This window comes from Pseudomonas sp. NFACC56-3 (assembly GCF_900100025.1).
In the GTDB taxonomy this organism is placed as follows: Bacteria; Pseudomonadota; Gammaproteobacteria; order Pseudomonadales; family Pseudomonadaceae; genus Aquipseudomonas; species Aquipseudomonas fluorescens_AA.
On record NZ_FMTK01000005.1, the window covers coordinates 243,773 to 257,305 of the forward strand.

A 13,533-nucleotide genomic window follows, 5' to 3' on the forward strand; every position below is an offset into this window, starting at 1 on the left:
TCAGTTGAACGGATGCCGGCAGATACACCGCTATCGCGAGCAAGCTCGCTCCCACAGAGGTTGCTCGTGTCAGCTTGCGAACGCCAGGCGCAGCTCGGCGCATAGGCCGCCGCCGTCGCGGTTGCTCAGGGTCAGTGAGCCGCCCATGGCGATCGCCAGTTGCTGGGCGATGGCCAGGCCCAGGCCGGTGCCACCGGTTTCCCGGTTGCGCGAGCTTTCCACCCGGTAGAACGGTTTGAGCACCTCGGCCAGTTCCTGCTGGCTGATCCCGGGGCCACGGTCCAGCACCTGGATCGCCAGTTGCCCGTTGGCGGCAGGTTGCACCTGGATCTGCGCCGCGCCGCCGAATTTCAAGGCGTTGTCTACCAGATTGACCAGCACCCGCCGCAGGGCATGGGGGCGGGTGTCGATGACCGCGGCGTTTTTCCCGCACAGTTGCACGTCCTTGCCGGTGTCCTGGTAGTCGAACACCAGGCTGTCGAGAAACGCATCCAGGCTGATCCGGCAACTGGCCTCGGTGGCGCCATGGATGCTGCGGGCATAGGCCACGCCTTCACGCACCAAGTGTTCCATTTCGCTTAAATCGCTCCACAGTTTGTCCCGTTCGATCCCTTCGTCCATGAACTCGGCGCGCAGCTTCATGCGCGTGATGGGCGTCTGCAAGTCATGGGAAATCGCCGCCAGCAACTGCATGCGCTCCTTGAGGTAGGCGGCGATGCGGTCCTGCATGGCATTGAAGGCCTTGGCCGCATGCACCACTTCGGTCGGGCCCTTTTCGTCCAGGCGGACGCTGTGGGCATTCGGGTCGAGGGTTTCCACCGCCTGGGCCAGCCGGGTCAGGGGGCCGACGGCGATGCGCACGGCCAGCCAGGTGCAGCCGATCAACAGCGCCAACTGCCCCAGCAACACCATCGGCAGCCAGAGGGAGAGGGGCATCATCGCCGGGCGTACGTCGATGGTCAGGGGGCTGCCGTCCCCCAGGCGCAAGAGCGCCTGATAGTGCATTTTCGGCCCGGGAATCTGCTTGAAGGTCAGGCCATAGGCCTGGCCGATGGCTTCCTGGATCGAACTGACCGAGATGGGTGCATCGGTAAGATCCATCGGTTGCCCGGGCTGGCCTTCGTCGAGCTGGTAGCCATAGTTGCGTCGGGCGAGTTTCGGTAGCCAGGCCGGGCGTTCGGCGGCAGGCAGGCGGTCGAGAATGGCGACGGAAGTCGAGACATCGGTTTCCAGGTTGCCGAGCATGGTCGACTTGGCACTCTGATAGCGCTCGTAGTATTGGACACCGAAGGACAGGCCCTGGGCCAGGATCAGGCCGATCAGGAAAATCAGCGACAACCTCGAGGCCAGGGTTCGTGGCCAGCGCAGCGACAGACTCATACCGAGGCCTCGAGGATCTCCACCGGCAGCGAGAATACGTAGCCTTCGCTGCGCACGGTCTTGATGTAGGCCGGTTCCCGGGCGTCGTCCAGCAGGCGTTGGCGCAGGCGACTGACCAGCAAATCGATGGAGCGATCGAACAGATCGGCGTCCCGGCCCTGGGTGAGGTTAAGCAACTGGTCGCGGTTGAGCACCCGTTGCGGATGGTCGAGGAATACCCGCAACAAACGGTATTCGGCACCGCTCAAGGCAACCATGGTGCCGTCGGTGTCCAGCAGGTGGCGGGCGGTGGTGTCCAGGCGCCAGCGCCCGAACGCCAGCAGACGACCGCTTTCGGTGACCACCAGGTTGGGCGGCAGCATGCGGGTGCGGCGCAGCACGGCGTTGATCCGCGCCAGCAGTTCACGGGCGGCGAACGGCTTGACCAGGTAATCATCGGCGCCCATCTCCAGGCCGATGATGCGGTCGGTTTCGTCGTTGCGCGCGGTGAGCATCAGCACCGGCGTGGCCTTGTGCTTGCCGGCACGCAGCTCCCGGCACAGCACCAGGCCGTCGTCGCCGGGCATCATGATGTCCAGCACGATCAGGTCCACCGGGGTGGTTTCCAGGAAAGCGCGCATCTGCCGGCCATCGGCGACGACGGTGGTGCGCAGACCATTCTTTTTCAGGTAGTTGCCAACCAGCTCTCTGATCTCGCGATCGTCATCCACTATCAACACGTGATCGACATGATCCATGGTGTCCAGCTCCTCGGCGTTTCGTTGTGAGCAGTCTACAGGCGCCGGCCGGCCCGGCTCGCGGCGGTTTGTATTGCAGTGTATCTGGCGCGCGACGGATACACAGCGATGCAAAAAGCCACGTGGCTCGATACAGACGCGATACCTGCGCGGCATTCAATGGCATCCATCGAGGCAACACAACGCAGCCTCGGCAGATAACCCCATTGAATCGAGGAATCGCCATGAACACCAAAGCCCTCTACGCCGCCTGCCTTTTCGCCGCGCTGAACATCTGCACCCTGTCGGCCCGGGCCGAAAGCAACGTGCAAACGCACAGCTACACCTACGGCACCCACCTGGACATCCAGAAGGTGCTTTCCCTGACCGAAGACGCCGAGCCGACTTGCGGTGTGGTCAAGGCCCATATGACCTACCTGGATTCGGCCGGCCACGAGCAAGCGCTGGACTATCGCAAGCTTTCCGATAACTGCAACAACCAGAACTGAGATCAACGCCCTGGTTATGGCTGCCAGGTCCCTGTGGCGAGGGGATAAATCCCCTCGCCACAAAGGTGTTGGCTCTTATTCATGTTTCAGCCCATTTTGAGGTGTTGCCATGCTTCTGATCGCTTTTCTCGGCGGGATCCTGACGATCCTCAGCCCTTGTATTCTTCCGGTGGTGCCGTTTCTGTTCGCCCGGGCCGATCGCTCCCGCGGCTCGGTGTTGCTGACCCTCGGTGGCATGGTGCTGACGTTCGCCCTGGTCTCCAGCCTGGCGGTGGTCAGTAGCGAGTGGGTGGTGCGCGCCAGCAACGTCGGCCGGCAAGTCGCCTTGGTGGTGATGGTGGTGTTTGCCTTGTCATTGATTTTCAGCCGGGTCGGCATCTGGCTGGCGCGGCCGCTGGTCAGCCTGGGCAATCGTCTGGACGCCGGGGCCGGGCGGATGGCCGGGCCGGTGGCCTCGGTGCTGATCGGGGTCGCCACCGGGCTGCTCTGGGCCCCGTGCGCCGGGCCGATACTCGGGGTGATCCTGACCGGCGCCATGCTGCAAGGCGCCAGCGCACAAACCAGCCTGCTGTTGCTCGCCTACGGCCTGGGCAGTGCCTTGTCCCTGGGCACATTGATCCTGGCCGGGCGTGGTCTGGTCGGGCGCCTGAAACTCTCGCTGCCGATCACTACCTGGTTGCGCCGGGGAACGGGGGCAGTGGTGTTGCTGGCGGCCGTGGCGATTGGCACCGGGGCGGATGATCGGTTGTTGGCGGCGACGTCCTCCCAACCCTCGGCCACCTTGGAACAAGGCTTGCTGAAGAACGTGCCCAAGGTCATCGACTATGTGGTGAGCAAGGCCGGCGCCAGCTCCATGCCGGCCCTCGAATCCCAGGGCGCCATGCCTGCGCTGGACGGCGCGGTGCAATGGCTGAACTCGCCGCCGCTGAGCAGCGAGTCACTGCGGGGCAAGGTGGTGCTGGTGGACTTCTGGACCTACGACTGCATCAACTGCCAGCACACCTTGCCCTACGTGAACGCTTGGGCGAAGAAGTATGAAAAGGACGGGCTGGTGGTGATCGGCGTCCACACCCCGGAATATGGCTACGAGAAGATCATCGACAACGTGCGCGAGCAGGTAGGCAAGCTGGATATCCATTATCCGGTGGCGATCGACAACCAGTATGCGATCTGGCGCGCCTTCAACAACCAGTACTGGCCGGCCCATTACTTCATCGATGCCAAGGGGCAGGTGCGCTACAGCCATTTTGGCGAAGGACGCTACGGCGAGCAGGAGCAGGTGATTCAGCAGTTGTTGCAGGAGGCGAAGACAAGCCAGTTATCTAATTAAAAATCGTTAAATATCAGATTGTTGAAATTATATTCTATTCTGGTTTCTAGATTATCGTGTCAATTGGGAACGGATGGCGCAGATAGTGAGGGCAAAGCCACAGGGGCCGCATGCAAATGCTGGCCCCTTGCTCATTTGCATACGGTCAAACTTCTTTTCTTTCAGAAAGTTGGGCGACAAACCTATGCGTATTTCTATGTGGGTCGTAACGACGTTTCTCCTGGCCGCCGTCTCGCTTGGGGCCCAGGCCAAGGCGCTGACGCAGAACCAGCAGTCGGTGTGCCGCTGGGGGGCGGACATCGCGGCGGGCGCCCAGGCGTCGAAGCTTTCTGGCGTCAGCCTGTACGGCGCGCGCAAGAAGCTGCAAGTGCGCAAGTTTCCCCGGCCCTGGATGCGCATGACTGCCCTGGGTATTACCGAGCAGACTTACAACAGCGCTTCGCGTCTGAAGCCTGCCGCGGTCAAGCAGACCTACTACGAACAATGTGTCCGTCATGAGCTGGCACGCCGATAGGCGTCAGGCCGGGCTCCGGCCTGGCATCTCGATACCGTGCTGGTGCACCCGCCGATACAGGGTCGCCCGGGAAATGCCCAGGGCCCGGGCGGCGGCGGTGGGTTTCCAGCGGTGGCGCACCAGGGCATCGAGCAGCGCCTGGCGTTCCGGGCTGGCGCTTGGCTGCGGTCCATGATCGGCGGCGTCCGCGCGGTGCAATGACTCGGGCAGGTGGCTGAGTTGGACCACACTGGCTTCGCACACCGCGCAGGCATAGCGCAGCACATGGCGCAACTGGCGGACATTGCCCGGCCAGTGATAACCGAGCAGGCATTCCAGCGCCGCGCTGCTCAGTTGCACCGTCTCCCCACAGAGCGTCGACTCCTCGGCAAGTATTCGATTGATCAGCGCCAGCCGGTCGCTGCGTTCGCGCAACGGCGGTAGCTGGAAACGCGCGCCACCGAGGCGGAAATACAAATCCTCACGAAACTCGCCAGCGGCCACCAGGGTCTCCAGGTCGCGGTGGGTGGCGCAGATCACTTGGATGTCCACGGCCTTGCGGCGGGATGCCCCCAGCGGCGCCACTTCCCCCTCGGCCAACACCCGCAGCAGGCGGGTCTGCAAGGCCAGCGGCATGTCACCGATCTCATCGAGGAACAAGGTGCCGCCATCGGCTTGTTGCAGCAGGCCTTGCATGCCTTTGGCCGAGGCACCGGTGAAGGCGCCGGCGACGTAGCCGAACAATTCGCTTTCGATCAGGCTTTCGGGGATGGCGGCGCAATTCAACGCGACGAAAGGGCGATCATGGCGCTGGCTGGCCTGGTGCAGCTGCCGGGCGAACACTTCCTTGCCGGAACCGGTTTCGCCCTGGATCAGCACCGGCAGGTTGCGATCCTTGACCCGTACCGCCAGGCGCAGGCTGTCGGCCAGGCGCGGATCGATCTCGGCCGGCGTCATCGCCACCCGCGGACGCGGATTGGCCCGCTGGCGAGGCGCGCTCAAGCGGCCATGCAAAGCGTGATCGAGGAAGCAGAGGCCTTCGTCCCGGGCCCGGTGCAGCCGCTGCTGGTCGAACACCTGGCCGATGTGTTGCGGCAACTGTCCGTAATGTTGCAGCAGGTATTGGCGGGCGGCCGGGTTCAAGGCTTGCAGGCAACCGTCGTCGTCCCAGGCGAACAGGAAGTCCGGCTGGCTGTCGACGTAGCCGGCGTTGCGATGGGCCCGCAGCACCCAGTAGCCCTGGGCACTGCTCATGAAAAACGCCTGCTCGATCTCCCGGGCACTCTGCACCACCATTTGCCGGATCAGGTGCTGCGAGCGCCGATCATCCGGCGAGCGCACTGCCGACACGTCCAGCACCCCGAGCAATTCGCCCTGGGGGTCGAAGACCGGTGCGGCGGAGCAGGTCAGGCCAATGAACGCCGCGCGGAAATGGTCGCGCTTGTGCACCGTCACCGGGGCTTTGCCCGTGAGCACCGCCGCCACGCCACAGGTGCCTTCTTCACCCTCCGACCAACACGTGCCCAGGTAAAGCCCGGCCTTGCGGCAGTCATTGCGGATCGTGGTTTCCACCCGATAGTCGATGGTCTGGCCCTGGGCATCGGTCAAGAGCACGCAGTAGTCGGCATCACGGACCCGGCCATGAAGGCGGGCCACTTCTTCGCTGGCGATATTGAGGAACAGCTCGGAGCGCTCGCGGCATTGCTTGAGCACGTCCTGGGACAAGATGCGCGGGCCCTGCAGCGAACCGGGGTCCAGGTGATGTTGCTCCAGGGAGCGACGCCAGGAGTCGAGGATCAGGTCCGGGACCGGCAGTTGAGGCAATTGCGCCGCGTTTTTCACCACGCGGCTGACGCAATCCACGTGCGCCCGGGAGTGAGCGGAAAGCATAGGGGCCTCCGATTCAGCTTCTTGTCGTTGTGCGCACATTAAGCGCCGTTCGCCGGATGCAGACAAGCACGACGGATTGTTCGGGCAGGTGTGAGACGCCACGTCTCAGCGTCTCGCCGCCACCTCGTGCAGGCTGACATGGAGCGTCTCAGCGGGGCTCGCCTGGCCTCATCGAACATCCCGCCTGGACCGCTCTGGTCCGGCTGTTTCCTGGGTTTTTCCGGTAACTGGCACCGCCCTTGCTCTACCCCAGGAGCCTGCTTGACGGGTCATCCAATAATAACAACGAGGTGCCTATGTTCTCCTGCCCAGGCCGTTCGCCTGTTCCTCCCGCGGTGGCACCATGAGCCGCCGGCCACTGACCGTGGGCATCATCGCCAACCCCGCATCGGGCCGCGACGTGCGGCGCCTGACCGCCAATGCCGGGCTGTTTTCCAGCACCGACAAGGTCTCGGTGATCCAGCGCCTGCTGGCCGCTTTCGGTGCCACCGGCATCGAGCAGGTGTTGATGCCCACCGACATGATTGGCATGGCCGCCGCTGTGCTGAAGAACAGCCACAGCCGCCAGGCCCGCAGCAGCCACTGGCCGGCCCTGGAGTTCCTCGACCTGACCCTGCGCCAGACCGTCGAAGACACCCGCCGGGCCGCGCGCCTGATGGCCGAGCGCGAGGTGGCGCTGATCGCCGTGCTCGGTGGCGACGGCACCCATAAGGCGGTGGCCGCCGAAGTGGGGGACATCCCATTGCTGACCCTGTCCACCGGCACCAACAACGCCTTTCCCGAACTGCGCGAAGCCACCAGTGCCGGGCTGGCCGGTGGCTTGTACGCCAGTGGCCGGGTCCCGGCGCAGATCGGTTTGCGCCGCAACAAGCGTTTACTGGTTTGCGACGCCGGACGTGGCCTGCGGGAAGTTGCCCTGGTGGACGTCGCCGTGTCGCCGCTGCGGTTTGTCGGCGCCCGGGCCATCAGTCGGGCACAGGACTTGGCCGAAGTGTTCGTGACCTTCGCCGAGCCGCAGTCCATCGGCCTGTCGGCGCTATGCGGCTTGTGGTTCCCGGTGTCACGCCAGGCACCGGGTGGTGCCTGGATGCGCCTGGACCCGCAATCCCCCGAAGCGCTGCTGGCGCCGCTTGCGCCGGGCCTGTTGCAGGGCTGTGGCGTGCTCGCCGCCGGCCCCCTGGAACCCGGTGTCGCCCATGGCCTGTCGCTCTCCAGCGGCACCCTGGCCTTGGACGGCGAGCGGGAAATCGAATTCAACGTGCATGACCGGCCCACGGTCACCCTCGATGCCGGCGGTCCACTGAGCATCGACGTCAACGCGGTGCTGGCCTACGCCGCGCAACAGCGTTTGCTGGCCATCGGCCGCGAACACCCGCAACACCCTCTGAACCTTCAAGACACCCCTGGAGAATAAAAATGTCGACACCGCTCACCCACGATCAACTGCTGCACGCCTACCAGGTGATGCGCACCATCCGCGCTTTCGAAGAGCGCCTTCACGTGGAGTTCGCCACGGGTGAAATCCCCGGGTTCGTCCACCTGTATGCCGGCGAAGAAGCCTCGGCCGCAGGCGTCATGGCCCACCTGGGCGATGACGATTGCATTGCCTCCAACCACCGTGGCCATGGTCATTGCATCGCCAAGGGCGTGGACGTCTACGGGATGATGGCCGAGATCTACGGCAAGAAAACCGGCGTCTGCCAAGGCAAGGGCGGCTCGATGCACATCGCCGACTTCGAGAAAGGCATGCTCGGCGCCAATGGCATTGTCGGCGCCGGCGCGCCCCTGGTGGTCGGCGCGGCTTTGGCGGCCCGGCTCAAGGGCACCGACAGCGTCGCCGTGGTGTTTTTCGGCGACGGCGGCTCCAACGAGGGCGCGGTGTTCGAAGCCATGAACATGGCCTCGGTGTGGAACCTGCCGTGCCTGTTCGTCGCGGAAAACAACGGCTACGCCGAAGCCACCGCTTCCAATTGGTCAGTGGCCTGCGATCACATCGCCGACCGCGCGGCCGGGTTCGGCATGCCCGGCGTGACTGTCGACGGCTTCGACTTCTTTGCCGTGCATGAAGCCGCCGGGGCTGCCGTCGAACGCGCCCGTGCCGGGGAGGGGCCGTCGCTGATCGAGGTCAAGCTGACCCGCTACTACGGCCACTTCGAGGGCGACGCCCAGACCTACCGGGCACCCGACGAGGTCAAGCACTTTCGTGAAAACCAGGACTGCCTGATGCAGTTCCGCGAGCGCACCACCCGGGCCGGCTTGCTCACCGTCGAGCAGTTGGACCAGATCGACAAGGAAGTGGACCTGCTGATTGAAAACGCCGTGTACAAGGCCAAGTCCGATCCCAAGCCCTCCGCGGCGGACCTGCTGACCGACGTCTACGTCAGCTATCCCTGAACGCCCTCCTGAACAACAAGAATAGAGAACTCCATCATGGCGAGAAAAATCAGCTATCAGCAGGCAATCAACGAAGCGCTGGCCCAGGAGATGCGCCGGGACTCGAGCGTGTTCATCATGGGTGAGGACGTGGCCGGTGGCGCTGGCGCACCCGGTGAAAACGACGCCTGGGGCGGTGTACTTGGGGTGACCAAGGGCCTTTACGACCAGTTTCCCGGGCGCGTGCTGGACACGCCACTCTCGGAAATCGGTTACGTCGGCGCGGCAGTCGGGGCTGCCACCTGCGGCGTACGCCCGGTGTGCGAACTGATGTTCGTCGACTTTGCCGGGTGTTGCCTGGACCAGATCCTCAACCAGGCGGCGAAGTTTCGCTACATGTTCGGCGGCAAGGCTTCCACGCCCCTGGTGATCCGCACCATGGTCGGCGCCGGCCTGCGCGCCGCCGCCCAGCATTCGCAGATGCTCACGTCCTTGTGGACGCACATTCCGGGGCTGAAAGTGGTCTGCCCGTCATCGCCCTACGACGCCAAGGGCCTGCTGATCCAGGCGATCCGCGACAACGACCCAGTGATCTTCTGCGAGCACAAGTTGCTCTACAGCATGCAGGGCGAAGTGCCGGAAGAGCTCTACACCATCCCCTTTGGCGAGGCCAACTTCCTGCGCGACGGCAAGGACGTGACCCTCGTGTCCTACGGACGCATGGTCAACACCGCGATGGACGCCGCGCGCAGCCTGGCCGGGCGCGGTATCGACTGCGAAGTCATCGACCTGCGTACCACCAGCCCGATGGACGAGGACAGCATCCTCGAAAGCGTGGAGAAGACCGGGCGCCTGGTGGTGATCGACGAGGCCAACCCACGCTGTTCCATGGCCACCGATGTTTCCGCGCTGGTGGCGCAAAAGGCCTTCGGCGCGCTCAAGGCGCCGATCGAAATGGTCACCGCGCCGCACACGCCGGTGCCGTTCTCCGATGCCCTGGAAGACCTGTACATCCCTGACGCGGCGAAGATCGAGCAAGCCGTGCTCAACGTGATCGAGTGGAGCAAGCGCTGATGAGCCAGATTCATACCTTGACCATGCCCAAGTGGGGCCTGTCGATGACCGAGGGCCGGGTCGATGCCTGGCTCAAGGAGGAGGGTCAGGCCATCACCAAGGGCGAGGAAGTGATGGACGTCGAGACGGACAAGATCTCCAGCAGCGTCGAGGCGCCGTTCTCCGGAATCCTGCGCCGGCAGGTTGCCCGCCAGGACGAAACCCTGGCGGTCGGCGCCTTGCTTGGCATCGTCGTCGACGGCGAGGCCAGCGACGCCGAGATCGACGCGGTCATCGAGCAGTTCCAGTCCAACTTCGTGCCCGGTGACGCAGCCGATGAAGACAGCGGCCCGACACCGCAGAAAGTCGAGTTGGACGGCCGGGTGATCCGCTATTTCGAGCGCGGCGAGGGCGGCGTGCCGTTGGTGCTGGTGCACGGTTTCGGCGGCGACCTGAACAATTGGCTGTTCAACCATGAAGCGCTGGCCGCCGGGCGTCGGGTCATTGCCCTGGACCTGCCGGGCCATGGCGAATCTTCGAAAACCCTGCAACGCGGCGACCTGGACGAGCTGAGCGGCGTGGTGCTGGCTTTGCTCGATCACCTGGACATCAACGCGGTGCATCTGGTGGGGCATTCCATGGGTGGGGCGGTGTCGCTGAATGCCGCGCGTCTGATGCCCCAGCGGATACGGTCGCTGACCTTGATCGGCAGCGCCGGGCTGGGCGCGCAGATCAACGGCAGCTACCTGCAAGGTTTCGTCGAAGCGGCCAACCGCAACGCCCTCAAGCCGCCACTGGTGCAATTGTTCTCCAATGCCGAGCTGGTCACGCGGCAGATGCTCGACGACATGCTCAAGTACAAGCGCCTGGAAGGCGTGGACGCCGCCCTGCGACAACTGTCGGCGACGCTGTTCGCCGACGGCCGCCAGCAGGTGGACCTGCGCGAGGTGGTGCAGGCCGGCCACGTACCGACCCTGGTGATCTGGGGCAGCGACGACGCAATCATCCCGGCGGCCCACAGCGAAGGGCTGGATGCCCAGGTCGAAGTGCTCCCCGGCCAGGGCCACATGGTGCAGATGGAAGCGGCCGAGCAGGTCAATCGATCGATTATCGAGTTCATCGCACAGCACTGACCAAGCGGGCGGCGATGAATCGCCGCCCCATAAAATACTCTGGAGGCAACTATGAACGTTTCAATCAAGCCGACCCGCAGCATGCGCGCCGCCGTCTGGCATGGCCGCAACGACATTCGCGTCGAAGACGTGCCACTGCCGGTTTCGCCGCCCGCCGGTTGGGTGCAGATCCGCGTGCAATGGTGCGGCATCTGCGGCTCTGACCTGCATGAATACGTGGCCGGGCCGGTGTTCATCCCGGTGGACGCGCCGCATCCGCTGACCGGGATCAAGGGCCAATGCATCCTCGGCCATGAGTTCTGCGGCGAAATCGTCGAATTGGGCGCCGGCGTCGAGGGTTTCAGCGTCGGCGAACCGGTGGCGGCCGATGCCTGCCAGCACTGCGGCACTTGCTATTACTGTACCCACGGGCTCTACAACATCTGCGAGAACCTGGCCTTCACCGGGCTGATGAATAACGGTGCGTTCGCGGAGTTGGTCAACGTGCCGGCGAACCTGCTCTACAAACTGCCTGGCGACTTTCCGACCGAGGCCGGTGCGTTGATCGAGCCGTTGGCGGTGGGCATGCATGCGGTGAAAAAGGCCGGCAGCCTGTTGGGTCAGAACGTGGTGGTGGTCGGTGCCGGAACCATCGGCCTGTGCACCATCATGTGCGCCAAGGCGGCCGGTGCGGCCCAGGTGATCGCCCTGGAAATGTCCGGTGCCCGCAAGGCCAAGGCCCTGGAAGTCGGCGCCAGCCACGTGATCGATCCGAACGAATGCGACGCCCTGGCCGAAGTCCGCCGCCTGACCGCTGGCCTGGGGGCCGATGTCAGTTTCGAATGCATTGGCAACAAGCACACCGCCAAGCTGGCCATCGACCTGATCCGCAAGGCCGGCAAATGCGTGTTGGTGGGCATTTTCGAGGAACCGAGCGAGTTCAACTTCTTTGAACTGGTCTCCACCGAGAAGCAAGTGCTCGGCGCGCTGGCTTACAACGGTGAGTTCGCCGATGTGATCGCCTTCATCGCCGACGGACGCCTGGACATCTCGCCGCTGGTGACCGGGCGCATTCAGTTGGAGGAGATCGTCGGGCAGGGCTTCGAGGAGCTGGTGAACAACAAGGAGCACAACGTGAAGATCATCGTGTCTCCCGCACGGATCTGAGCGCGCCCGGGTGGGCGATTTGGCGATGGCCGCAGCGGCCATCGCTTTTTTTCAGGTATAAGCCAGCAGGCGGCCGCAGCAGATCACCGCGATCCATAGCGCCATGGACACCAGCGCCTGGATTCTGGCCAGGCCGGGTGCCTTGTGACCGATATTCCATTGCTGGACGCCGCGGTAGGTTCCAACGTGGAACACCAGGGCGTTGAGGCCCGCCGTCGCGATCAGGCAGAGCTTGAGGACGAAGACGTCGTTGCCGGCAAAATCATGGGGGTGCGCGCTGAACATCATCAGCCCGGCAGGCACGATCAGCAGCAGGGCCGCAATGGCCCAGGTCAGCAGATGACGGGCCAGGGCGGTCACGGCGATGCCTTTGGACAGCCCCAGGATACGCAGGTCGAACATCAACACCGCGCCCACCAGCACCGAAAAGCCGATGATGTGCACGACTTCCACCAGCGGGTAGAGCCACAGCTCGCTGCGCATGGCCAGCGCCAGGGATGAATCCCCCAGTTGGTCCATCCAGCCTTGGGTCGCGCCAGCCTGGGAGGCCTGCATCAGCGCAACTCGGTGGTCTTGTCGTCGATGGTGATGCGTTCGGCGCGCAATTCGTCGGGTTTGTTGCGGTTTGCATAGCCGACCACGGTGGCCCGGTTACCCGCTTTGAGCATGTCTTTGGTCAGGCCCCGATTCTCCATGCGTGACGGCGGGGCCAGCACGACGGTCCAGGTTTTGTCGGTGGTTTGCAGGCGCACGTAGCCATGGGGATGGGAGTAACCGGCTTCCTTGATGGTGCCGTCGAGTTCCAAGGGCGTGCTGGCGTCGTATTCGCTCCAGCCGTGGTGAGCGAGTGCTGCCGTGGCCATCAGCATCGACGCCAAACCGATGCAACGAAGGATAACGTTCATGGCAAGGTCTCCTTTTGGGGGCGGTTCAACCAGTCACGTAATCGCGCCAGACCCGCCGTTCATCGAGTTGAAGCCGCTGTTCCTCGTCCTTGCGCAAGGGTCGGTCGCAATCGAGAAAGAACTCATCGAGTTGTGGCGGCTCGACGTGGGTGGCGCTGAGCATGGTGTGGACCTGCCCACGATGATGGATCTGATGTTCGAACAGGTGCAACAGCAGCCGGTCGATTCGTTCGCACACGACACCGTCGGCCCGCACCAGGTCGACGCAGCGGGCGAGGTCTTTTTCCCGCAGTGATTCGCAGAAGGCCACAAGCCGCTGGTCGGTTTGAGTCTGGCTCTGCATGAGCTGGGCAAAGGGCAGGATCTCGGAGAAATCCTTTATCTGGCCGTCACGATCACCTTCAAGGGCGGTGAGGTAGTAACGGTCCACTTCCAGGATGTGGCAAAGCGTGGCTTGGATGGACGGGAAGAATCCCGTGCGTTGGGCCACATATTCGGCCTCGCTCAGTTGCGCGCAGGTGTTGAGCAGCCTGTGATTGGCCCATTGGTTGTTCAGGACCTGGGCCAGGAAATAGTTCATGGGAAGCCTCCCTGTCATGGCCGCC

14 protein-coding genes are annotated in these 13,533 nt (G+C 64.0%); 8 read left to right on the forward strand and 6 right to left on the reverse strand.

Features of this window, described 5'->3' with window-relative positions; translation table 11 throughout:
* Window positions 1-69 precede the first annotated feature (69 nt).
* Both BLO80_RS10260 and BLO80_RS10265 read right to left on the reverse strand, forming a co-directional pair.
* Complete coding sequence (locus BLO80_RS10260; RefSeq protein ID WP_092327839.1) at window positions 70-1,380, reverse strand: ATP-binding protein; 1,311 nt, start codon at window positions 1,378-1,380, stop codon at window positions 70-72.
* On the reverse strand, window positions 1,377-2,117 hold the full coding sequence (locus BLO80_RS10265) for a response regulator (protein WP_003202589.1): 741 nt from the start codon (window positions 2,115-2,117) through the stop codon (window positions 1,377-1,379). Before BLO80_RS10265 ends, BLO80_RS10260 begins: the two co-directional genes overlap by 4 nt.
* Before the next feature lie 224 nt (window positions 2,118-2,341).
* Here BLO80_RS10265 and BLO80_RS10270 point away from each other — a divergent pair, with 224 nt between their 5' ends.
* The 3 genes from BLO80_RS10270 to BLO80_RS10280 all read left to right on the forward strand — a co-directional run bounded on the left by BLO80_RS10270 (window position 2,342) and on the right by BLO80_RS10280 (window position 4,449).
* Window positions 2,342-2,605 (forward strand): DUF2790 domain-containing protein, encoded by a 264-nt coding sequence (locus tag BLO80_RS10270; protein ID WP_092327840.1) that lies wholly within the window; start codon window positions 2,342-2,344, stop codon window positions 2,603-2,605.
* Between the two features lie 109 nt (window positions 2,606-2,714).
* Window positions 2,715-3,935, forward strand: coding sequence for a cytochrome c biogenesis protein DipZ (locus tag BLO80_RS10275; RefSeq protein WP_092327842.1), 1,221 nt, complete (start codon window positions 2,715-2,717; stop codon window positions 3,933-3,935).
* 184 nt (window positions 3,936-4,119) lie between these two features.
* The gene (locus BLO80_RS10280; protein WP_175459480.1) at window positions 4,120-4,449 is read left to right on the forward strand and encodes a hypothetical protein; all 330 of its coding nucleotides are present in this window, start codon (window positions 4,120-4,122) and stop codon (window positions 4,447-4,449) included.
* A 3-nt stretch (window positions 4,450-4,452) separates the two neighbouring features.
* On the opposite strand, the gene BLO80_RS10285 is transcribed toward BLO80_RS10280, so the two are convergent.
* On the reverse strand, window positions 4,453-6,318 hold the full coding sequence (locus BLO80_RS10285) for a sigma-54-dependent Fis family transcriptional regulator (RefSeq protein ID WP_092327845.1): 1,866 nt from the start codon (window positions 6,316-6,318) through the stop codon (window positions 4,453-4,455).
* 343 nt (window positions 6,319-6,661) lie between these two features.
* Between BLO80_RS10285 and BLO80_RS10290 the strand changes: the two genes are divergently transcribed.
* The 5 genes from BLO80_RS10290 to BLO80_RS10310 all read left to right on the forward strand — a co-directional run bounded on the left by BLO80_RS10290 (window position 6,662) and on the right by BLO80_RS10310 (window position 12,023).
* Window positions 6,662-7,732, forward strand: coding sequence for an ATP-NAD kinase family protein (locus BLO80_RS10290; protein WP_092327847.1), 1,071 nt, complete (start codon window positions 6,662-6,664; stop codon window positions 7,730-7,732).
* A 2-nt stretch (window positions 7,733-7,734) separates the two neighbouring features.
* Window positions 7,735-8,712 carry a thiamine pyrophosphate-dependent dehydrogenase E1 component subunit alpha gene (locus BLO80_RS10295; RefSeq protein WP_092172937.1) on the forward strand — a complete coding sequence of 326 codons (978 nt, stop codon included), beginning with the start codon at window positions 7,735-7,737 and terminating at the stop codon, window positions 8,710-8,712.
* 36 nt (window positions 8,713-8,748) lie between these two features.
* A complete protein-coding gene (locus BLO80_RS10300) occupies window positions 8,749-9,765 on the forward strand; it encodes an alpha-ketoacid dehydrogenase subunit beta (RefSeq protein WP_060742039.1) in 1,017 nt (338 codons plus the stop codon).
* The gene (locus tag BLO80_RS10305; RefSeq protein WP_092327848.1) at window positions 9,765-10,877 is read left to right on the forward strand and encodes an acetoin dehydrogenase dihydrolipoyllysine-residue acetyltransferase subunit; all 1,113 of its coding nucleotides are present in this window, start codon (window positions 9,765-9,767) and stop codon (window positions 10,875-10,877) included. The genes BLO80_RS10300 and BLO80_RS10305 overlap by 1 nt, the downstream gene beginning before the upstream one ends.
* Before the next feature lie 81 nt (window positions 10,878-10,958).
* Window positions 10,959-12,023, forward strand: coding sequence for a 2,3-butanediol dehydrogenase (locus BLO80_RS10310; RefSeq protein WP_256574188.1), 1,065 nt, complete (start codon window positions 10,959-10,961; stop codon window positions 12,021-12,023).
* A gap of 51 nt (window positions 12,024-12,074) precedes the next feature.
* Here the strand turns inward: BLO80_RS10310 and BLO80_RS10315 are convergent, their stop codons facing one another.
* Genes BLO80_RS10315 through BLO80_RS10325 form a run of 3 tightly spaced genes read right to left on the reverse strand, consistent with a single transcriptional unit; the run spans window position 12,075 to window position 13,508 of the window.
* Window positions 12,075-12,578: a DUF6644 family protein gene (locus BLO80_RS10315; RefSeq protein ID WP_092327851.1), complete on the reverse strand. Its 504-nt coding sequence runs from the start codon at window positions 12,576-12,578 to the stop codon at window positions 12,075-12,077.
* The gene (locus BLO80_RS10320) at window positions 12,578-12,928 is read right to left on the reverse strand and encodes a DUF6152 family protein (protein WP_092327853.1); all 351 of its coding nucleotides are present in this window, start codon (window positions 12,926-12,928) and stop codon (window positions 12,578-12,580) included. Before BLO80_RS10320 ends, BLO80_RS10315 begins: the two co-directional genes overlap by 1 nt.
* A gap of 25 nt (window positions 12,929-12,953) precedes the next feature.
* Entirely contained in the window at window positions 12,954-13,508 is a 555-nt protein-coding gene (locus BLO80_RS10325; protein WP_092327855.1) for a DinB family protein, read from the reverse strand.
* Window positions 13,509-13,533 lie beyond the last annotated feature (25 nt).